Here is a 19,589-nt window from a genome sequence, read left to right as displayed (position 1 = left end):
CCCTGGGCACCGGGGAACACCGCGGCATTGAGCTTCTTCTCGATCTCCGGGTTGGCCTTGGCCAGGATCAGGCCGCCGCGCGGGCCGCGCAGGGTCTTGTGGGTGGTGGTGGTGACCACGTCGGCGAACGGAATCGGGTTGGGGTACAGGCCGGCGGCGACCAGGCCGGCGACGTGGGCCATGTCGACGAACAGCAGGGCACCGACCTTGTCGGCGATGGCGCGGAAACGCGGGAAATCCAGGGTCTTGGAGTAGGCGCTGAAGCCGGCGACTATCATCTTCGGCTTATGCTCGACGGCCAGGCGCTCGACTTCGTCGTAATCGATCAGACCGGTGGTGGTGTCGATGCCGTACTGCACGGCGTTGTACAGTTTGCCGGAGGAGCTGACCTTGGAACCATGGGTCAGGTGGCCGCCGTGGGCCAGGCTCATGCCGAGGATGGTGTCGCCGGCATTGATCAGGGCCAGGTACACCGCGCTGTTGGCCGAAGAGCCGGAGTGCGGCTGGACGTTGGCGAAGTCGGCGCCGAACAGTTGCTTGGCCCGATCGATGGCCAACTGCTCGACAACGTCGACGTGCTCGCAGCCGCCGTAGTAACGCTTGCCCGGATAGCCTTCGGCGTACTTGTTGGTCAGGCCGCTGCCCTGGGCCTGCATGACCCGCTGGCTGCAGTAGTTTTCCGAGGCGATCAGCTCGATGTGATGCTCTTGACGAGCCTCTTCGGCGTTTATCGCGCTGAGCAGTTCGTCGTCGTAGCCTTGGATCTGGTCGTGTTTGCTGAACATCTCGATTCTCCCTGCGACAGTCTTGGGTCGCCTGTTGTTATGGATCAGGACCTACCACCCCGGCCCCCTCAGGGAGTCCTCAGCGCGCGTATCGCTATGCGCATCGGCTGGAGGCGGGATGGATAACGCCTGTTGCAGCGGATTGTGCGAAATGCACCTGGCGACCGTTTGCTCATTTCCGACGCGAAAGTGTTCAAACTGGTCTGTGGGTTCAGCAGCGGAGCATGCCCGGATCGCTCAAAGCGCCCGGCAAAGGGTGTAAGATTGCAGCCGACGCAGGTATCACCCTGCCGTCCGACAACAATAAAACGCACCGTCGCCCCTGCTGCCGGCCCATGGCCTGCAAGCAAGCGAGCGCGGCTGCAGTGGAGGAGGAAAAAATGGCATACGCATCGCCCCCCTTGGCACCGGCCGAGAGCCAGCCCGCCGCGATGCCGGGCCCGCGGGTGAAAACCTTTGGTTTCCTGCTGAGTCCCAACTTCACCACGATCGGCTTCGCCTGCGCGATCGAGACCCTGCGCATGGCCAACCTGACCGCCAAACGCACCCTCTACCGCACCCTGCTGATCGCCGCCGACCACGAGCCGGTGCGCGCCAGCAACGGCATGTGCGTGGTGCCGGATCACTCGATCGACGACGCCCCCGAGCTGGACGCGCTGTTCGTGGTCGGCTCCAACCCGATCCCGGCCAAGCACGACCGCAACCTGCTCAACTGGCTGCGCAAGCTGTCCCAGCACCATGTGCCGCTGGGCGGCATCTGTACCGGCAGCCACCTGCTGGCCAGCGCAGACCTGCTCAAGGGCTACCGCTGCACCATCCACTGGGAAGACATCGAGCAGCTCAAGGACAGGTTCCCCGGCATCATCATCTCCAATCAGCTGTTCGAGCTGGACCGCGACCGCTACACCTGCTCCGGCGGCACCGCGTCCATGGACATGACCCTGCAACTGATCGCGCGCGAACCGGACGGCGTGGAGATCGCCACCCGCGCCGCCGAACTGCTGCTCTGCGACCGCATGCGCGGCTCCCGCGAACAGCAGCGCGTGCCCTTGCGGCAGAAGCTCGGCAATACCCAGCCGAAGCTGAGCCAGATAGTCGCGATCATGGAGGCCAATCTGGAGGAGCCGCTGGAACTGGAAGAACTCGCCCAGCTCAACGAGATGTCGGTACGCCAGCTGGAGCGGTTGTTCCACAAATACCTGGAACGCAAACCCAGCCAGTACTACCTGGAGCTACGCCTGAAACGCGCCCGCGACCTGCTGCTGCGCAGCGAGGCGCAGGTGCGCGATATCGCCCTGTCCTGCGGCTTCGCCTCGCCGGCGCATTTCTCCAAATGCTACAGCCGCTTCTTCGGCCATTCGCCGCGTGGCGAACGCAAGCAGAGCGCGCTGAGCTAAACACGCCCCCTACTTCGACCTGTCGAAGCAGAGGGCCGTACGACTGCAGCGCAACAGCCGGCTTGACTGCGCTTATACCTTAAACCGCCCGAGCAGACGATCCTGCTGGCCGACCTGTTCGACCATCGCCGCACACTGTCGTACCTGCTGCTCGGCACCGCCGGCCACGGCATGGCTGATATCGCGGATATTGGTGGTGTTGCGGTTGATCTCTTCGCTGGTGGCGCTTTGCTGCTCGGCGGCAGTCGCGATCTGCAAGTTCATGTCGTTGATCCGACTGATCGACTCACGGATACGCGCCAGCATGTCGTTGGCGGCACTGGCTTCATCAGCCGACTGGCTGGCGCTGTCGCGGTTCTGCTGCATGCGCGACTCGACCTGCTTCACCCCGTTCTGCAACCGATCGATCATCTGGCGGATCTCCTGGGTCGAGTGCTGGGTGCGCGAGGCCAGCGAACGCACCTCATCGGCCACCACGGCAAACCCCCGCCCCGACTCACCGGCGCGCGCCGCCTCGATAGCGGCGTTGAGCGCGAGCAGGTTGGTTTGCTCGGCGATGCTGGTGATCACCGCGAGAATCGACTCGATATTGTCACTGAGCCTGGCCAGTTCGTTGACCGCCTGACTGGTGTCATCCATGTCAGCGGCCAGGCGCATGATCGCCGCGCTGGACTGCGAAACCAGGCTGACGCCACTCTCGGTAGCCTCACTGGCGGCACTGGCCGCCTGGGCCGCGGCCTGGGCATTGCATGCAACGTCCTCTGCGGTGCTGGCCATCTCCTGCATGGCCGTAGCCAGCTGATCCAGCTCCTGCAATTGCTGCTGCAGGCGACTGGCTGCCTGACTGGCTTCGCTGGAGGTATCACTACTGCTGACGCGAACCTGCTGCGAGCTGCTCATCACGTCGCCAATCAATCCCTGCAGGCTGTGCAGAAAGCGGTTGAACTCCTCGCCAACCTGGGCGATTTCATCGTTGCCCTGGATCGGCAGGCGCCGGGTCAGGTCACCCTCACCGCCATTGACCTCACGCAACGAAGTGCGCAACTGCAACAGCGGCCGTAACAGACGCCGCATCAGCACACCAAGTACCAGCAGCGTCAGTATCACCCCAATGGCAGTACCGGCCGCCGCACGCCAACTGAGGGCGTTTGCTTCAGCCATGACCTTGCTCTCATCGAGCACCACCCCGATATACCAGTTCATGCCATCAAGGTTGCTCAGCGGGATAAAGGACACCAGCAGGTTCTGGCCATCGGCCTGAATCTCGCTGAGCGCCGGCACCAGAGCCGGAGCCTGACCACCGAACAGGTCACTCAAGGTCTTACCGTTCAGCTCGCCCTTGGGGTGCGAGATGACCTGACCGCTGCCCGCGAGCAGGAACGCATAGCCGGCACCATTGAAGTTAAAGGTATTGATCGATTCGGCGATGCTCTTGAGGCTGATGTCGCCGCCGAAGGCGCCCTTGAACTGGCCTCGATCGCTCAACCGGGTCACCGCAGAGATCAGGATGTCACCGCTGCTGGCCACCGCGTAGGGCTCGGTCAGCACGGCATGGGATGCAGCCTTGGCCTGAGGATACCAAGGCCGCTGGCGGGCATCCCAATCAGCTGCGGGGTGCCACGTCGGGTCGTTCGTGATGGCCTGGCCGCCCGTGGCCTCCAGGCCGCCGAACATCGAGAGAAACTGCGCACCCAGAACAGGGTCGGCGAACAATTGCTGAATCTGTTCGTCGCCGAAGTTGCGGTCTATCTGCTGCGCAGCCAGGTCGATCAACTGCAACTTGCCGTTCAACCAGTTTTCGATCTGCCGAGCCAGCGCCTGGCTCGACTCGGCGATGCTCGCCTGCGCCTGATCGCGCAACGTCTCGCGAACCTGGCCGATTTGCAGCAGCGACAGCAGTCCGCTGCTGATGATCAAAACCAGGGCCGCAACCAAACCGACTTTATTGCTTATCTTCATGGCGCTTGAACTCCCTATGACGCTAAAAGCGTTTGTCGTCCGGCATAGCGCCGCACTGCCATCCGCACAGCAAAAAGCCACGAACCCTCTCGAGTCCGCGGCTCTGCTTTACCCGCTAAGACTTAGTACCCGTTCTGAGTCACCGGCAACCGAGTACGAGTCAGCATCGACACCACCACGTAGCAAAAGGATGAGGCCAGGCAGCCAATCAGCGGCCCCTCGACCCAGCCGATATCGGTGGTCAACAACAGCCCGCCGCTGGTGAAGAAGCCGACCAGCATGGCGGTCAGCGCCCCGACGGTGTTGCCCTGCCAGAAGGTGGAAATGAACACCGGCCCGATCATCGCCGCCAGCAGGGTGCCGGAGCCGAGAATGCCCAACCAGGACAGCATGAACGGCGGCGCGTACATCATCATCAGCAGACCCAACAGGCCCAACGCCACCACGGCAACACGGTTGATGGTCAACGCGTGCGCGGAGTCCACTTTGGCGTGCTTGTTCAAGGCCAGACGCAGGTCATGCGAGGTCGCCGAGGCCACGGTGTGCAGCATCGAGTTGGCGGTGGACTTCATGGCGAAGATGATGAACAGGGTGATGATTCCCTGCAGCGCCGGATGCATGAAGGTCTGCAGGTACATCGGCATGGTATTGTCCGGGTCGGCCAGTTCCGGGCCGAAGGCGCGCATGTACAGGCCGACGAGCGGAATCAGACTGAGCAACAGGCCGAGAATGGCGACATAGATACCGACCTTGTGCATCTTCACCTTTGGCTTGAAGGCCAAGAAGCGAATCGCCATGTACGGCAGCACCGCGGCGAACAGGAAGGCATAAGGCAGCACCAGGAATACCGATGCCTTGCTCTCGCCATAAGGTGCCGCCGTGACCGGATTGAGCAGGTTCGGATCGATGGCATTGAGGTTGCTCTGCCACAGACCCAGATCGACGCTGGTGAACATCTGGATCATGATCACGATCGCCCCCAGTGCCATGCCACAGACCATTACGGTATCGGTCCAGGCCACGGCGGCCAGGCCGCCAAGCATGGTATAGAGGATAATTACCGAGATCATCAACCAGGCGCTGCTGGTCATCTCGATATTCAACCAAGAGGCGCCGAGAATACCGACTGCCTTGATCTGGCTGACCAGGAACACCATCAGCAGGATGATGGTCATCACCGCCGCCACGCCCTGCAACAGACGCCCGCCGCTGCCACCGCCGTGAATCTGGCCGATGTACTCGGGAATGGTATTGCTGCCCATGGTCAGCGCACGCTTCTGCATGTGGTTGGCGAAGAACAGCACTGCAATCATCATCGCCGGAGCGAAGAAGAAGTTGCCCAGCAACTCGATGGCACCAAACTTGTACGTCACCGCCGGCGAACCCATGAAGCCCCAGCCGCTGAAGCCGGTGGCGACGATGGTACTGGCCCCGACAAAGGCGCCGAGGCTCCTGCCAGCGAGGAGGAAACCACCTTCATCGCTGTCTTTGACTTTGCGTGAGGAGAGAAAGCCGATCCCGATCATGACCGCAAAGGTGACGATCAGCAGGCCCCAGTTGAATATTTCATAAAAGTCCATGGCGCTTACTCCACCTGTCCAGATTTTTCTTTGGCGGAACGGCACAGATAGGTTCCGGCCGCGATCAGGAGCATAGCGATGTTTAGCGCAACGAAGGTCGTGAGTACCCAGGAGTTCACAATCAATACCTCTTTTTGTAATTGTAGTTTTAATGACCACTAGCGTTAGAACGAGACGACTTGAGGCGACAACCCTTAAAACCATCAGCCACCCTGCCAACTCCGCAGCCGACTAACGGCGCGGCTGAATCGGTTCAGGACATTGCGTCGTGATGACCCTCCACTTGTCCGGGTGAAACTGCGTATCGCCTGAGCGCAAAGCCAGACACAAGCTGAGCGGCGACGCCGCTCGGCACAGGAGAATCAACCCTGCGCCGACACCCGAGAGCCGAGCAGCATGGCCCGCTGCGAGTGACGCAAAAGAGAAAGGTGCCGCGTCATATAGCCGGCCGGGGATGTTTATCGAGCGGAGGGGGGGCGCGTCCGACCCATACAAGCACAACGCCCCGACTCGCGGAGAGGCTATCCACTGGGGAAGACGGTTGAATGTTTTCACCTGACTGCCTCCTGGCCAAGCGGCCTGAAGTGAGCAACGGTGGAATGCCGCGCCCCACGTGGAGGGCACGGCAGCGGTTGGCATTACTTGCGGATGATGTTGTGCTCTGGGCCATACGGGAACTTGGTAATGTTCTCCGAACCCTGCTCGTTGACGATCAGGATGTCGTGCTCGCGGTAACCGCCCGCGCCCGGCAGGCCTTCAGGCAGCATGATCATCGGCTCGATGGATACCACCATGCCGGGTTCGAGAACTGTGTCGATGTCTTCACGCAGCTCCAGGCCGGCTTCGCGACCGTAGTAGTGACTGAGGGTGCCGAACGAGTGGCCGTAGCCGAAGGTGCGGTACTGCAGCAGGTCGTGCTGGAGGAAGATCTCGTTCAGTTCGAGGGCGATATCGCTGCAGCGCATGCCCGGCTTGATCAGCTTGAGACCGGCCTCGTGCACTTCGACGTTGACTTCCCACAGACGCAGGTGCTCGTCGGAGCAATGATCGAGGAACAGGGTGCGTTCCAGTGCGGTGTAGTAACCGGCGATCATCGGGAAGCAGTTCAGACTGAGGATGTCGCCCTTGTTCACCTTGCGGCTGGTCACCGGGTTGTGCGCGCCGTCGGTGTTGATGCCGGACTGGAACCAGGTCCAGGTGTCCATCAGCTCGCCTTCGGGGAAGGTGCGCGCGATTTCACGGACCATCGCCTGGGTGGCGTGCAAGGCGACTTCGTATTCCGGCACCTGGTCACGCAATGCCTCAATTACCGCAGCGCCGCCGATGTCGGCAATACGTGCGCCGTGACGAATGATCGCGTGCTCTTCGGCGGACTTGACCAGGCGCATCTTCATGCAGGGCGCGGCGACGTCGACCAGCTCGGCGGACGGATAGCGCGCGGCCAGCTTGTCGCGGTTCTGCAGGTTCAGGTGATCGAACTCGATGCCGATACGCCCGGCCTTCGGCAGCGCCTGCTGGATGGCGATGAAGAAGTTATCGCGCTGCCAGTCGGAGTAGACGATGTTGTCGGTGCCGACGGTACGGCGCCACGGCTGGCCACCGTCGATATTGGCAGTGATGGTCACGACCGCGTCTTGGGTCACCACCGCGGCATAGGGACGACCGAAGGAGCAGTAGACGAAATCGGTGTAATAGTTGACGTTGTGGTAGGAGGTGAAGATCGCCGCATCGATGTTTTCTGCCGCCATATGGGCGCGCAGCTTGGCCTGGCGAGTGGCGTATTCCTGCGCCGAGAAAGTTGACTTAACTTTTTGGCCGTTTTGGATCCGAAGTGTCTGGGGCATTTGCATGGCGAGAACCCTTGTTGTTTTCAGCGACTAGGCACATCCACTTGGCAGTGCCGTTGGAAAGCATTGCAACAGATACAAGCGCACGCTTTTTGTACGATTCCGACCCGAAGTTGGTCAGTTCCGCTTCGCCTTTTAGTTGACCACCCTGGTGCCTAGTAGGCCGTTGAAAAAGCCAGAGCCCGTGTGGCTCTGGCAAAATGGCGGCCACCCTTTTCTGCCGAACACAGCCCAAGCCGATGCGTGGACTAGACCTCAAACAAAACGAGCTGTTCAGCTATACGACGCTGGAGCAACGCATTCCGAACGATCACCCGCTGCGTCCACTGCGCGAGCTAGTCGATGCTGTCTTGGCGTCGATGGATTGGGACTTTGACGGGCTTTACTCCACCCTGGGGCGCGCCTCGATTGCGCCGGAGCGCCTGCTGCGTGCTTCGTTGCTCCGGGTGATCTACACCATTCGCTCCGAGCGGCAGTTGGTCGAGCAGAATGATTTCAACCTGCTGATTCGTCGGCTTGTCGATGGACGAGCGCATGTGGGATCACTCGACCTTCAGCCATAACCGCGACCGGCGGTTCAATCAGGATGTAGCGCGCCTGTTCTTTCAGCGCATCAAGTCGCTGGATGAATGGTCCGAGTACGCCAGCGACGAGCATTTCAGCGTCGATGACACGCTGATCGACGCCCGGCCTCGCACAATCCCTTCATCAAGAAGGACGGCGGCGAACCACCAATCGACCAGTGATGAGGGCGCGCGAGCTGAAGGTGACGCCGCATGTGGCGCAGAAGCGCAAGGGCAGCGCCATCGACGGGCGCACCACACGGCATCCGGGGTATGCCGCCAGCCAGAAGATCCGCAAGCGGATCGAAGAAGGCTTGGGTTGGTTGAAGACGGTTGGCGGCCTGCGCAAGACCAAGCTGAGCGCTCAATTATTGCTGGGTTTTTCGGTCTACAACCTGATCCGACTGGGCAGTCTGCCGGGTTGGTGGCGAGGCTCGCATGTATAGGCCGAGTTGCGCCCAAAAAACGCAGAAAGGCGTGAACGAGGAGCTGAAACCGGTCAAAAAGGCCTTAAGCCAGGCCTTTTGTGGACTCCGTTAGGCCCAAGCGCTTGAAAAAACGTCAAACCGGACGGGCTGGGGCAGTTGAAGCCGAATTTTTCAACGGCCTGCTAATGCCTGACGCTGCGCCGGCCGCCAAAGCTGGCGGCCGGCGATTCCTCAAATGGCAGCCGAGGTTTCTGCCCGTACAGCGCCCAGTTCCACCGGAGCTTCTGCGTGCAGCGCCTTGATCAGACTCAGGCACATCAGCAGCATGATGAAAGAGAATGGCAATGCACTCGCAATAGCCGCCGTCTGCAGGGTGGCCAAGGATGCTGCGCCACCGACAACCAGCAGCACACCAGCGACTACACCCTGCATCCCCCCCCAAAACACCCGATGACGCTTGGCTGGGTGGATAGCACCATGGGACATGATGGTGGTCAGAACCAGGGTCGCGGAGTCGGCCGAGGTGATGAAGTAGGTGGCCACCAGCAGGGTGCCTAACCACAGCGCCACAGTGCCAAGGCCGCCGAGGGACATGGAGTCAACCGTCACGAAGAAGGCGCTGGCGACATCCTTGGTCGCAGCCGCGGAGATGCCTGCCTCGCCGAACAGCTCATTACTCACGGCGGTGCCACCGAAGGCGACGATCCAGACGAAGGTCAACAATGTGGGCACCAGGATCACACCCAGAATGAACTCACGAATGGTGCGACCACGGGATACTCGGGCGATAAACACGCCGACAAAGGGTGCCCACGACAGCCACCAGCCCCAATAGAACACCGTCCACCAGCCCTGCCAGCTCGACTTCCAACCCTCCCAGGCGGACGGATCCTGCTTGCTGGCGTCGGTCCAGAAGCTCATCTCGATAACATTCGCGAGATAATCGCCCGTGGCATCGACCAGCGACATGATCAAGTAGCGGGTCGGCCCCCAGACGAAGAAGAACACGATCAGGACGATGGTCAGGATGATGTTCAGCTCGCTGAGCATCTTCACGCCGCGATTGACCCCGGACACCGCAGAGAGCACGGCGACCACAGTAATCACTGTGATCAACCCCAGCTGCACCAACACCGAGCTTTCCAAGCCAACCAAGCGATCGAGACCAGCATTGATCTGCTGCGCACCCAAACCCAGCGAAGTGGCCACGCCAAAGATGGTCGCCAGGATCGCCAAAATGTCCACCGCATGCCCCCATGGGCCGTCCATGGCGCGGCCGAACAGCGGGCGCAAGGTCGAACGGATGGTCAGCGGCAGGTTCTTGCGAAAGGCGGCATACGCCAGCGCCAGGGCGACGATGCAGTAGATCGACCAGGCATGCAGCCCCCAATGGAAGAAGCTGATGCGCATCGCGGTTTCCGCCGCTTCAGCGCTCATGGTCGAGGTGCTGAAGGGGTTGCCCTGCATATGGAACATCGGTTCGGCGATACTCCAGAAGATCAGGCCGATACCCTGACCGGCGGAAAACACCATGGCGAACCAAGCAAAGTAACCAAACTCTGGTCGCTCATCCTCGCGACCCAGGCGAATGCGCCCGAAGCGGCTAAAGGCCAGCCAGCCGTTGAACAAGAGAAACAGCGCCGCGATCAGCACGTAATACCAGCTGAACGCATAGGTGATACCACTGCGCACCCGGTCGAACAACGCCGCGGCTTGCTCCTGGTACATCAGTAGACCCAGCACCACACCGACTATCACCACCAGCGCGCCCATGGTTACTACCGGATTCAGGCCCTTCAGCCAGGTACTCTGGGAAATAGCCACACGGATTTCATGTGCCCCTCCCGTATAAGTTGACGCGGCAGGCACCGCGCTTTGTCCCGTACTCATATTGTTAGCCTCTCGATCATTCTTGTATTTTTCAGAATCAATGGGCAAAACACTGCATGACGCCGGCAAGTGCTTAGGAGGGTGCGCTGAAGACTTCCTCGACGGCGCTAGCAATACCCTCTACGCACACACGAAGAATCAACTCGCCCTTCTCGCGGCTGGCGCCGACAGCGGAAGACAAGGTGCCGGGTGCCGGCGTGCGTTCGGGAATAATGGGGAAGACGTCATAGGGTGGGAAGCTTGCTGGCGGGTGATCGACAACCCGCGCCATGTCGACTCGCTCGGGGTAGAGCGCCAACATAAGCGAGGTTTCAAAGACCCCGCCATGCTCGATATCCCAGCCGAGAAAACCGTCCGGGTAGAGCTGTGCGATCACGTCTGGATCTTTGATGAAATCCCAATAGGACAGCACCACTACCCGAAAGTCGTTGATGCCTGCATAGCGCAGTTCGCGCAAGGCCAGATCGATACCCTCGACGATGAACATCGAGTTCTCGTAGTGCCCGTTCATCAGCACCAGGCGGCGCACGCCGTGACGGGCCAACTCACGAATGATGTCCTGAACACTGTGGGTCAGAGTGGCCCCGTCCAGGCTTGTGGTACCGGGGAAGTGGTTGCCCCCACCGGATTTTTGCTGCGACTTGTAACCATAATGCAAGGCTGGCAGCACCAGCGCATCGATACGCTGAGCCACCCTCTGGCTAACAGCCGTGGGCAGTAGCACATCCACGTCCATGCACATGTGATGGCCGTGCTGTTCAAGCGCGCCGACCGGCAGGAACAGCACCCGCTCACCACCGGCAATCGAGGCTTCGTACTCCTTCCATGTGAGTTCGCCTACAAAGACACTTTTGTTCATTGTTTCTGTCCTCTAACCAATCCGTCATTGTGCAGAATTTTTTGCTGCGCCATCTGCCCGGCAAGGAGATCGGGTCTCTGACCAAGGTGCGGAGGAAACTGCAGGAGTGCGACAGCTTCATCCGGCAGCATGGCATGCCAGGTAGATATGATTGACGAACAACACCGCCGGCATGCGCGAGCGCATACGCCCCAAGGACTGGAAGCGAATATCCAGCGAAACAAATTGCCACGTGTATTCACGCTGTTGCCTCCTGGCCTGATGGCCTAGGTGCGAGACAATGGCAGCAGCGCAGCGGTGGTTCCCCCCTCTGCGCTGCTGCCTGGCATTACTTGCGAATGATGTTGTGCTCTGGGCCATACGGGAACTTGGTGATGTTCTCCGAACCCTGCTCGTTGACGATCAGGATGTCGTGCTCGCGGTAACCGCCTGCGCCCGGCAGACCTTCAGGCAGCATGATCATCGGCTCGATGGAAACCACCATGCCGGGCTCAAGTACTGTGTCGATGTCTTCACGCAGCTCCAGGCCGGCTTCGCGACCGTAGTAGTGACTGAGGGTGCCGAACGAGTGGCCGTAGCCGAAGGTGCGGTACTGCAGCAGGTCGTGCTTGAGGAAGATCTCGTTCAGCTCGAGAGCGATATCGCTGCAGCGCATGCCTGGCTTGATCAGCTTGAGACCGGCTTCGTGCACTTCGACGTTGACTTCCCACAGACGCAGGTGCTCGTCGGAACAATGATCGAGGAACAGGGTGCGTTCCAGTGCGGTGTAGTAACCGGCGATCATCGGGAAGCAGTTCAGACTGAGGATGTCGCCCTTGTTCACCTTGCGGCTGGTCACCGGGTTGTGCGCGCCATCGGTGTTGATGCCGGACTGGAACCAGGTCCAGGTGTCCATCAGTTCGCCTTCGGGGAAGGTGCGCGCGATTTCACGGACCATCGCCTGGGTGGCGTGCAGTGCTACTTCGTACTCAGGCACCTGATCACGCAATGCCTCAATTACCGCAGCGCCGCCGATGTCGGCAATACGTGCGCCGTGACGAATGATCGCGTGCTCTTCGGCGGACTTGACCAGGCGCATCTTCATGCAGGGCGCGGCGACGTCGACCAGCTCGGCGGACGGATAGCGCGCGGCCAGCTTGTCGCGGTTCTGCAGGTTCAGGTGATCGAACTCGATGCCGATACGCCCGGCCTTCGGCAGCGCCTGCTGGATGGCGACGAAGAAGTTATCGCGCTGCCAGTCGGAGTAGACAATGTTGTCGGTGCCGACGGTACGGCGCCAAGGCTGACCACCGTCGATATTGGCAGTGATGGTCACGACCGCGTCCTGGGTCACCACCGCGGCATAGGGACGACCGAAGGAGCAGTAGACGAAATCGGTGTAATAGTTGACGTTGTGGTAGGAGGTGAAGATCGCCGCATCGATGTTTTCTGCCGCCATATGGGCGCGCAGCTTGGCCTGGCGAGTGGCGTATTCCTGCGCCGAGAAAGTTGACTTAACTTTTTGGCCGTTTTGGATCCGAAGTGTCTGGGGCATTTGCATGGCGAGAACCCTTGTTGTTTTCAGTGACTAGGCACATCCACTTGGCAGTGCCGTTGGAAAGCATTGCAACAGATGCAATCGTGCAGTTTTTGCACGTTTCCGACCTGTAATTGGTCATTTCCGCTTCCCCTGCCTGCCGTCCAAGTCGCCCGTGCAATCATGCTGCCAGCCCCGACGGCACGCCACTACGCAAGGCCCACGAGGCCGCCGGCGATGCTCATTCACCCCGTAGAATCAGTGCAGACTCAGCATCCCATTCGGCGAAAAGCTGCTGCCCACTGCGTATGCCGAGCTGGTCGTAATCGGCATGCATTTTCTGCACCTGAAGTTCAAGCCCATCCTTGGCTTCGAGGTGGATGTTGACCATGGAGCCGATGAACTCCTCGCCGACCACGGTACAAGCCAGCCGGTTGGGCCGACTGGCTTGTACGCTGAGGTCGACATGTTCGGCGCTCAGGCAAACAGTGACCCGATCGCCCGGAACGACCGTCTTGCCGTCCGGCAGCCGCGCCTGAAACTCTCCATGCTCCGAGCTGACTCTAACCAAGCTCGCATCACCAAGGGCTGTGACGGTACCGACCAGGATGTTCTTGCCGCCGACGAATTCGGCGACGAAGCGGTTATGCGGCTCGCGGAAAACCTCCTGCGGCGAGCCGATCTGCTCGACCCGACCCCGACTCATGATCACCACTCGATCGGCCATGGCGAAGGCTTCTGACTGGCTGTGGGTGACATAGACGAAGGTGATGCCAAGATCCTTCTGCAGGCCGGTCAGCACGCTCTGCATGCGTACACTCAGGTTGGCATCGAGCGCACTTAGCGGCTCGTCGAGCAGCAGGATCGGCGGTTCTGTCACCAGTGATCGGGCCAGCGCCACGCGTTGCTTCTGGCCGCCGGAGAGCTGGCTAATGTCGCGCTCGGCGAACTCCTCCAGGCCGAGCCGTTCGAGCCAGAGCAACGCCTTCTTGCGCCGTTCGGCCTTGGCCATACCGCGCATCTTCAGACCGAACTCGACGTTCTCGATCACGTTGAGAAACGGGAACAGCGCCAGATTCTGCCAGACCAGCGGGGTCTCCCGCTCCCAAGAATAGAGGTCATTGATCCGCTCGCCGTTAAGCCGTATCTCGCCTTTGCTCGGCTTCTCGAGGCCTGCGAGCATGCGCAGCGTCGTCGTCTTGCCGCAGCCGCTCGAGCCCATGATCGCGACAAACTCGCCCTTGTAGATCTCGAGGTTCATGCATTCGACGGCCTGGAAACTGCCGAAGTGCTTGACCACGTTGTCAAATACCACCAGCGGTTGAGTCATGGCTGAAATCCTTCGGATTCGGGTGATTATCGGGAGGGCATCAGGCGTCCATCGGCTTCTGCCGCCGCATCAGCAACAGCTGGGCGACCACCACCAAGGTCATGGTGGTGATGAAGACGATGGTGCCGATCGCGTTGATGGTCGGACTCACCTGCCCTTGCAGCGTGTTGAGGATGCGCACCGGCACCGTCTCGTTGAGTCCCGAGACGAACCAGGCGACGGCGAACTCGTCGAAGGAAACGGCCATGGTCACCAACAGCGCAGCGAAGACACTCGGAGCCGCGAACGGCAGAATCACATAACGCATGGCCTTCCATTGACTGGCGCCGAGGTTCCACGCCGCCGCCTCGATATTCGGGTCCATCTGTGCCAGGCGCATGCGGATCACCGCCATGGCGAACGGCGCGCACATTACAATGTGGCTGATCACCACCGAATGCAGATCGCCGGAGAGCCCGACTCGCGACAGGAACGCCAGCATCGCCAACCCCATGATCACCACCGGGATGGTCGGCGGCAGCAGCGCCAGCGCCATGTAGATTGACTTGCCGAAAAAGTGATAGCGGAAGTCGGTATAGGCCGCCGTAAAGCCCAGCAAGGTCGACACCAGCGACACCACCAACCCCACCACCAGGCTGTTCCTGAATGCCTCCCACACCGCGGGATCGGCGGCGATGGCCTCGTACCAGCGCAGACTGAAACCACCCAACGGCAAGGACGGGAAGCGGTCGACGTTGAACGAAAACACAAAGCTGCCGGCAATCGGGGTGAAGATGAAGATGAACACCAGCACCACGTAACCGCGCAGCAACAGATTGATCAGACGATGCTCGTTCATGCGCGTCTCCGGTAGGCGAAACCGATCGAAGCGAAGGCCGTGATCAGTAGCGTCACAATCATCATCGTGGCGATCACCGCGGCGCGTGGCCATTGCTGTCCCGACTTGGTGGTGTCGGTAATCAGCGTGCTCAGGGTCGGCGGCTGGCCACCGCCCAGGTAGAGCGGGCTGACGAAGTCGCCGAAGGTCAGGATGAAGCAGAACAATGCCGCGACGACGATACCGATCCGCGCCGAGGGCACCACCACCTGGAATACAGTGCGCACGCGGCCACAACCGAGATTGTGGGCCGCCTCGATCAACGAGCGGTCGATGTACATCAGGCTGAACAGCTGCAGCAGCACCACCAGTGGCAGGCACAGCGTGAAGTAGCCGACATAGGTGCCGAACGTGGAGTTGAGCATCGGCAACGGCCCCAGTCCGAGCTGGTCGAGGGCGGCATTGAGGATACCGTTGTCGCTCAGAAACACCTGCCATGAGTAGGTGCGCACCAGGTAGCTGGTGAAGAACGGGGTGATCAGCAGCAACACCATCAGCTGTTTGAGCGATTCGCGGAACTTGAAGGCGATCGTGTAGGCGCAGGGGAAGGCCACCAGGCTCACCAACACCGTTGCTCCCGCAGCCATTGCCAGCGTGTGTAGATAGGCGTCCCAGAAGAACCCGCGGCTGAGCATGTAGCTCCAGTTCAACCACTCGAACGTCGGCACCATCCGATAATTGCGCACGACCCAGAAGCTGATCGCGACCAGGAATGCCAGGGGAAAGACGAAGAAAACCAACTGCCAGACCAGGATCGGCATCGAGAAACTGAGGCCGTACCAAGGCAGGCGGAAGGATTTCCTGTCGCCCCGGGCCGGCACAAGCGGCTGCACGACGCTCATGCCGGCGTCGATCCGCGGCGGGTCACCTTTCTTGCGTGAAGCCATTACGAGCACCCCGCTGTTTATGCTCAGGCACTCTTGTATTCCGACCAGAAGTCGTTCCACTCCTCCAGGCTCTGCTGCACCGGGAGTTCGCGGTACTGGATGCGGCCGTCGCGAATATCATCCATGACGTTGCGCTGGCCGATCACCATGCTTTGGCGCTGAGCTTCGGCGGGATCGAGCTTGTTCAGCAGCTCCCAGCCCTTCTTACTCGGAATCAGTGCAGGGTAGGCGGCCATTTTCGCCGTTTTGACCTGGCCTTCCGGCGCCGTGATGTACTGGATGAACTGCTTCGCCAGCTCGGGGCTGTGCGCGTTCTTGGCGATGCAGTAGGACTCGGTCCACTGCAACCCACCCTCCTCCGGCACCACGGTCTTAACTGGCGCGCCGGAACGCTGCAGCACCCCGGTGATCCAGTCGCCGATGCCGCACATCGCATGGATCTGACCGTTCTTCAGCGATGAGAAGGTTCCGCCGTAATCGAAGAAGCCGCCGATCTGCGGGCGCAGGCTCATGATTTTCTCCTGGACGGCTTGCCAGTGCGCCTCATCGACATCGTACGGACGCGGGTTGCCGTTGAGCAGGCTGATCTGCCCCAGGTTCGGCAGGTGCCAGTCGAAATGGCCGACCTTGCCCTTGAGGCTTTCGTCCCAGAACACGTCATAGCTGCGCACCTTGGCCTCGGCAACCAGCTGGGTGTTGTAGGCGATGCCGAGAAAGCCAAAGCGGATCAGCACCGAGTACAGCTCGTCGCCCTGCCAGTGCCCGGGAAACTTCTGGAATTCGGGGAAGAAGTCGTCGAACGGGTAGTCGGCCGGGTCGAGCCGCTCGATGTAGCCGCCGGCGTTGAGTTGCTGCACGTATTCGGCGTCGGACAGGATCAGGTCAAAGGTACCGGGCGGGGACTGCGAAATCAGTCCCAGCATGTTGTCGCCGCCGGTGTAGTACTTGGCTTTGACCTTGACCCCGAACTGGCGCTCGAAGTCACCGACGATGTCCTGCTCGGCATGCCCGGCCCAGGCCAGAATGACCAGCTCTTTTTCCGCGGCGGCAAAGCTTCTCAAAGGCAAGACGCCAGCCAGGGCCGCGCTGCCTGCCAGAACGCCTGTTGTTTTGAGAAATGTCCGTCGTGAAAGGTCGATGCGATTTGTCATTATTGTCTCTCCTCGATGATGGAAAGGTGCTTCTGTCCTTCTAGGCTTGCCACTTGCTTTCTCCCCCCTACACCTTTGAGCGTAGACGCTAGGTCGCCGGCGAGATGGGGGAGGGGAATCCCCGCCGACTCACGGTCCAAGAATCGGCTGGCGTGACGACGGCGCTTACCGTGATCGCGAAAAGATGCTGCGCCATCACACCTATCCTCACTTACGAATAACGCTGTCTCCGGGCAGCCGGAGAACCTGGCAATGCTCTCCAGCCCCTGCTAATTGACGATCTGGATGTCGTATTCAGGGTAACCATCCACAGCCGCCAGCCCTTGCGGCAGCATGCTCAGCGGTTCAAGGGATGCAGGCATGCGCGGCTCCAGCAGCGCACCGATGTCCTCGCGCCACGCCAGATCAGCTGCGCGACCGTGGTAGCGAGCGAAGGGGGCAAATGAGCGAGCGCAGCCGAAGGAGCAGGACGCGAGGCCGCTGCAATAGTTGATCCGATACGAGGTAAAGATCGCCGCCGGGATGTGTTCTGCCGCCATGTGGGCAAGCAGCCTGGCCTGGCCAGTGGCGTACTCCTGCACCGAGAAAGTCGACTTGATTTTCTGGCCGGTCTGGATGCGTAGCGTCTGAGGCATTGGCATGGCGAGAATTCTTATAGTTTTGAGTGACTCGACCTGGCTTGGCAGGTTTCTGAAACCATTCGAACAGATGTCAATACCCGATTTTTGTACGCGCCCGACCCCAAATTGCTTATATCCGCCGCCAAGACCACCATCCAAGGCGCCTGAACAATCCTGCTGTCGTCCCAACCCGCGGGATACGGCGCGGAGCTGCGTAAGCCGCAGCGAGGCTCGGACTCATCCAGTAGTCAGCGGTTGTGAAAAAATCGAGCGCCGTAGCGAGAGCGTTTCCTGTTTTTCGCGTAACGCAACGCCAGCAGCGGGTGCCAGGGGGCGGTCGCCGTAGGCAAGAGTTTTTTCACAAGCAGTCAGCGCGCCCATCACACACAGACGTTCGGGCAACCGCTATCGAAAGCGCCCTGCGAGAGCCAAACCAGGCGCAAAGCCCAGCCGGCTGACGCCGATGAACCTGAACCTGTTGCTGGGGAGAAGCAGCAGGCTCAGTGCATGGCCAGGCGGCAGCGTTGCGACTTGCTCGGACGCTCGTTGCTCGGCGCCACGCCGAAGTGTTCGCGGTAGCACTTGGAGAAGTGCTGCGGGGACAGGAAGCCGCAGTTGTTGGCCACCTCCACTATCGGCAGGGCCGTCTGCTTGAGCAGCTGCCGCGCCTGTAGCAGGCGCAGTTTCAGGTAATAGCGCGACGGCGAACAGCGCAGGTATTGACAGAACAGCCGCTCGAGCTGGCGCCGCGACAGCTCGACATAATGCGCCAGCTTGTCGAGTTCGATGGGTTCTTCGAGATTGGCCTCCATCAGCGCTATCGCTTCCTGCAACTTCGGCTGGGCGCTGCCCAGTGCCTGGCGGAACGACATCTGTGGCGACTCGCTGCGCAGCTGCTCGAGCACCAGGGTTTCGCTGATCGCATCCACCAGCGCAGGACCGTGGCTGCGGCCGATCAGTTGCAGCATCAGCTCCAGCCCGGCCGTGCCCCCCACGGCGGTGTAGCGATCACGGTCGAGGACGAAGCGCTGCGGGCTGAGCGAGACCGCGGGAAAGGTCTCGCGCATATCCACCTGACAGTCCCAGCTCACACAACACTCGTAGCCCTGCAACAGACCGGCACTGGCCAACACCCAGCTGCCACTGCCCAGCGCCCCCAGGTGCACGCCCCGCCGCGCCTGATCCTGCAGCAGGCGGATCTGCGCGGGGTCGCAGTCGCGCTGCAGGCTTTCGGCGCCACACAGGATCAAGGCATCCAGCGCCGGCTCCGTGTGCGCGGCGCCATCCGGGGTCACCAGCATGCCGTTGCTGGCGCGCACGGCACGGCCATCCGTAGTCAGGGTCTGCCAGCGATAGAGGCTACGCCCGGAGAACTGATTGGCGCGGCGCAACGGCTCGAGCACCGCGGCCAGGCTGATCAGGCTGAAATTGTCGCTGAGCAAAAAACCGATCGCCGCCAGGGCGACCTCTGCCGGCTGTTGCAACGCCTCGTAACTGGACATGCTTAGCTCTCCTCGGCGCGGGCCTGTGAGCGAAAGGATTGGCAATGGGCGCGGTGGCGCTGCTCAACACTCGATGGCACTGACCGCCAGGCCACCGCGCGAGGTTTCCTTGTACTTGTCGTGCATGTCGGCACCGGTGTCGCGCATGGTGCGGATCACCCGGTCGAGCGAGATGAAGTGCTGGCCGTCGCCGCGCAGGGCCATCTGCGCGGCGTTGATCGCCTTCACCGCGGCGATCGCGTTGCGCTCGATGCACGGCACCTGGACCAGGCCGCCGACCGGGTCGCAGGTCAGCCCGAGGTTGTGTTCCAGGCCGATCTCGGCGGCATTTTCCAGCTGCTCCGGGGTGGCGCCGAGGATCTCCGCCAAGCCGGCCGCGGCCATCGCGCAGGCCGAAC

At 61.0% G+C, this 19,589-nt stretch carries 14 protein-coding genes and 3 pseudogenes; 2 read left to right on the top strand and 15 right to left on the bottom strand.

The window, feature by feature from the left end; genetic code table 11:
* The coding region (locus BM315_RS22320) for a serine hydroxymethyltransferase (protein WP_141124006.1) at window positions 1–785 on the bottom strand (785 nt) is incomplete at its 3' end.
* Window positions 786–1,216: 431 nt separating this feature from the next.
* Here BM315_RS22320 and BM315_RS22315 point away from each other — a divergent pair.
* The gene (locus BM315_RS22315; RefSeq protein ID WP_244527358.1) at window positions 1,217–2,182 is read left to right on the top strand and encodes a GlxA family transcriptional regulator; all 966 of its coding nucleotides are present in this window, start codon (window positions 1,217–1,219) and stop codon (window positions 2,180–2,182) included.
* 72 nt (window positions 2,183–2,254) lie between these two features.
* On the opposite strand, the pseudogene BM315_RS25600 reads toward BM315_RS22315, so the two are convergent.
* The 4 genes and pseudogenes from BM315_RS25600 to BM315_RS22300 all read right to left on the bottom strand — a co-directional run.
* Window positions 2,255–2,785 (bottom strand): annotated as a pseudogene (locus BM315_RS25600) (methyl-accepting chemotaxis protein); the annotation flags it as partial.
* A 327-nt stretch (window positions 2,786–3,112) separates the two neighbouring features.
* Window positions 3,113–4,141 (bottom strand): annotated as a pseudogene (locus BM315_RS25595) (HAMP domain-containing protein); the annotation flags it as partial.
* A 122-nt stretch (window positions 4,142–4,263) separates the two neighbouring features.
* Window positions 4,264–5,721 (bottom strand): sodium:solute symporter family protein, encoded by a 1,458-nt coding sequence (locus BM315_RS22305; RefSeq protein ID WP_090505679.1) that lies wholly within the window; start codon window positions 5,719–5,721, stop codon window positions 4,264–4,266.
* Window positions 5,722–6,359: 638 nt separating this feature from the next.
* Window positions 6,360–7,571, bottom strand: a complete 1,212-nt coding sequence (locus BM315_RS22300) for a M24 family metallopeptidase (RefSeq protein WP_090505676.1) — start codon at window positions 7,569–7,571, stop codon at window positions 6,360–6,362.
* A gap of 236 nt (window positions 7,572–7,807) precedes the next feature.
* Between BM315_RS22300 and BM315_RS22295 the strand changes: the two are divergent.
* Window positions 7,808–8,577 (top strand): annotated as a pseudogene (locus tag BM315_RS22295) (transposase).
* Window positions 8,578–8,790: 213 nt separating this feature from the next.
* Here the strand turns inward: BM315_RS22295 and BM315_RS22290 are convergent.
* From BM315_RS22290 to BM315_RS22245, 10 genes are all read right to left on the bottom strand, one after another.
* Window positions 8,791–10,383 (bottom strand): BCCT family transporter, encoded by a 1,593-nt coding sequence (locus BM315_RS22290; protein WP_244527357.1) that lies wholly within the window; start codon window positions 10,381–10,383, stop codon window positions 8,791–8,793.
* Between the two features lie 139 nt (window positions 10,384–10,522).
* The gene (locus tag BM315_RS22285; protein WP_090505672.1) at window positions 10,523–11,308 is read right to left on the bottom strand and encodes a creatininase; all 786 of its coding nucleotides are present in this window, start codon (window positions 11,306–11,308) and stop codon (window positions 10,523–10,525) included.
* 328 nt (window positions 11,309–11,636) lie between these two features.
* The gene (locus BM315_RS22280) at window positions 11,637–12,848 is read right to left on the bottom strand and encodes a M24 family metallopeptidase (protein ID WP_090505670.1); all 1,212 of its coding nucleotides are present in this window, start codon (window positions 12,846–12,848) and stop codon (window positions 11,637–11,639) included.
* A 217-nt stretch (window positions 12,849–13,065) separates the two neighbouring features.
* Window positions 13,066–14,154 (bottom strand): ABC transporter ATP-binding protein, encoded by a 1,089-nt coding sequence (locus tag BM315_RS22275; protein ID WP_090505667.1) that lies wholly within the window; start codon window positions 14,152–14,154, stop codon window positions 13,066–13,068.
* Window positions 14,155–14,194: 40 nt separating this feature from the next.
* Window positions 14,195–14,992, bottom strand: coding sequence for an ABC transporter permease (locus BM315_RS22270; RefSeq protein WP_090505665.1), 798 nt, complete (start codon window positions 14,990–14,992; stop codon window positions 14,195–14,197).
* Window positions 14,989–15,873 carry an ABC transporter permease gene (locus BM315_RS22265; protein WP_342029884.1) on the bottom strand — a complete coding sequence of 295 codons (885 nt, stop codon included), beginning with the start codon at window positions 15,871–15,873 and terminating at the stop codon, window positions 14,989–14,991. The genes BM315_RS22270 and BM315_RS22265 overlap by 4 nt, the downstream gene beginning before the upstream one ends.
* Window positions 15,874–15,941: 68 nt before the next feature.
* A complete protein-coding gene (locus tag BM315_RS22260) occupies window positions 15,942–17,069 on the bottom strand; it encodes an extracellular solute-binding protein (RefSeq protein WP_090505663.1) in 1,128 nt (375 codons plus the stop codon).
* Between the two features lie 269 nt (window positions 17,070–17,338).
* Window positions 17,339–17,848: a M24 family metallopeptidase gene (locus BM315_RS22255; RefSeq protein WP_141124005.1), complete on the bottom strand. Its 510-nt coding sequence runs from the start codon at window positions 17,846–17,848 to the stop codon at window positions 17,339–17,341.
* 341 nt (window positions 17,849–18,189) lie between these two features.
* Window positions 18,190–19,191 (bottom strand): GlxA family transcriptional regulator, encoded by a 1,002-nt coding sequence (locus BM315_RS22250; RefSeq protein ID WP_090505659.1) that lies wholly within the window; start codon window positions 19,189–19,191, stop codon window positions 18,190–18,192.
* 63 nt (window positions 19,192–19,254) lie between these two features.
* On the bottom strand, window positions 19,255–19,589 hold a 335-nt coding region (locus tag BM315_RS22245; protein WP_212632992.1), incomplete at its 5' end, for an L-serine ammonia-lyase, iron-sulfur-dependent, subunit alpha.

Origin of the sequence: Pseudomonas borbori (assembly GCF_900115555.1) — a bacterium.
In the GTDB taxonomy this organism is placed as follows: Bacteria; Pseudomonadota; Gammaproteobacteria; order Pseudomonadales; family Pseudomonadaceae; genus Aquipseudomonas; species Aquipseudomonas borbori.
This window is presented reverse-complemented; position numbering and strand designations above follow the sequence as displayed.

Coding starts and splice junctions, on each gene's coding strand:
- BM315_RS22315 (WP_244527358.1), top strand. CDS start 1,217: ATGCCGGGCCCGCGGGTGAAAACCTTTGGTTTCCTGCTGAGTCCCAAC.
- BM315_RS22305 (WP_090505679.1), bottom strand. CDS start 5,721: ATGGACTTTTATGAAATATTCAACTGGGGCCTGCTGATCGTCACCTTT.
- BM315_RS22300 (WP_090505676.1), bottom strand. CDS start 7,571: ATGCAAATGCCCCAGACACTTCGGATCCAAAACGGCCAAAAAGTTAAG.
- BM315_RS22285 (WP_090505672.1), bottom strand. CDS start 11,308: ATGAACAAAAGTGTCTTTGTAGGCGAACTCACATGGAAGGAGTACGAA.
- BM315_RS22280 (WP_090505670.1), bottom strand. CDS start 12,848: ATGCAAATGCCCCAGACACTTCGGATCCAAAACGGCCAAAAAGTTAAG.
- BM315_RS22275 (WP_090505667.1), bottom strand. CDS start 14,154: ATGACTCAACCGCTGGTGGTATTTGACAACGTGGTCAAGCACTTCGGC.
- BM315_RS22270 (WP_090505665.1), bottom strand. CDS start 14,992: ATGAACGAGCATCGTCTGATCAATCTGTTGCTGCGCGGTTACGTGGTG.
- BM315_RS22265 (WP_342029884.1), bottom strand. CDS start 15,873: ATGAGCGTCGTGCAGCCGCTTGTGCCGGCCCGGGGCGACAGGAAATCC.
- BM315_RS22260 (WP_090505663.1), bottom strand. CDS start 17,069: ATGACAAATCGCATCGACCTTTCACGACGGACATTTCTCAAAACAACA.
- BM315_RS22250 (WP_090505659.1), bottom strand. CDS start 19,191: ATGTCCAGTTACGAGGCGTTGCAACAGCCGGCAGAGGTCGCCCTGGCG.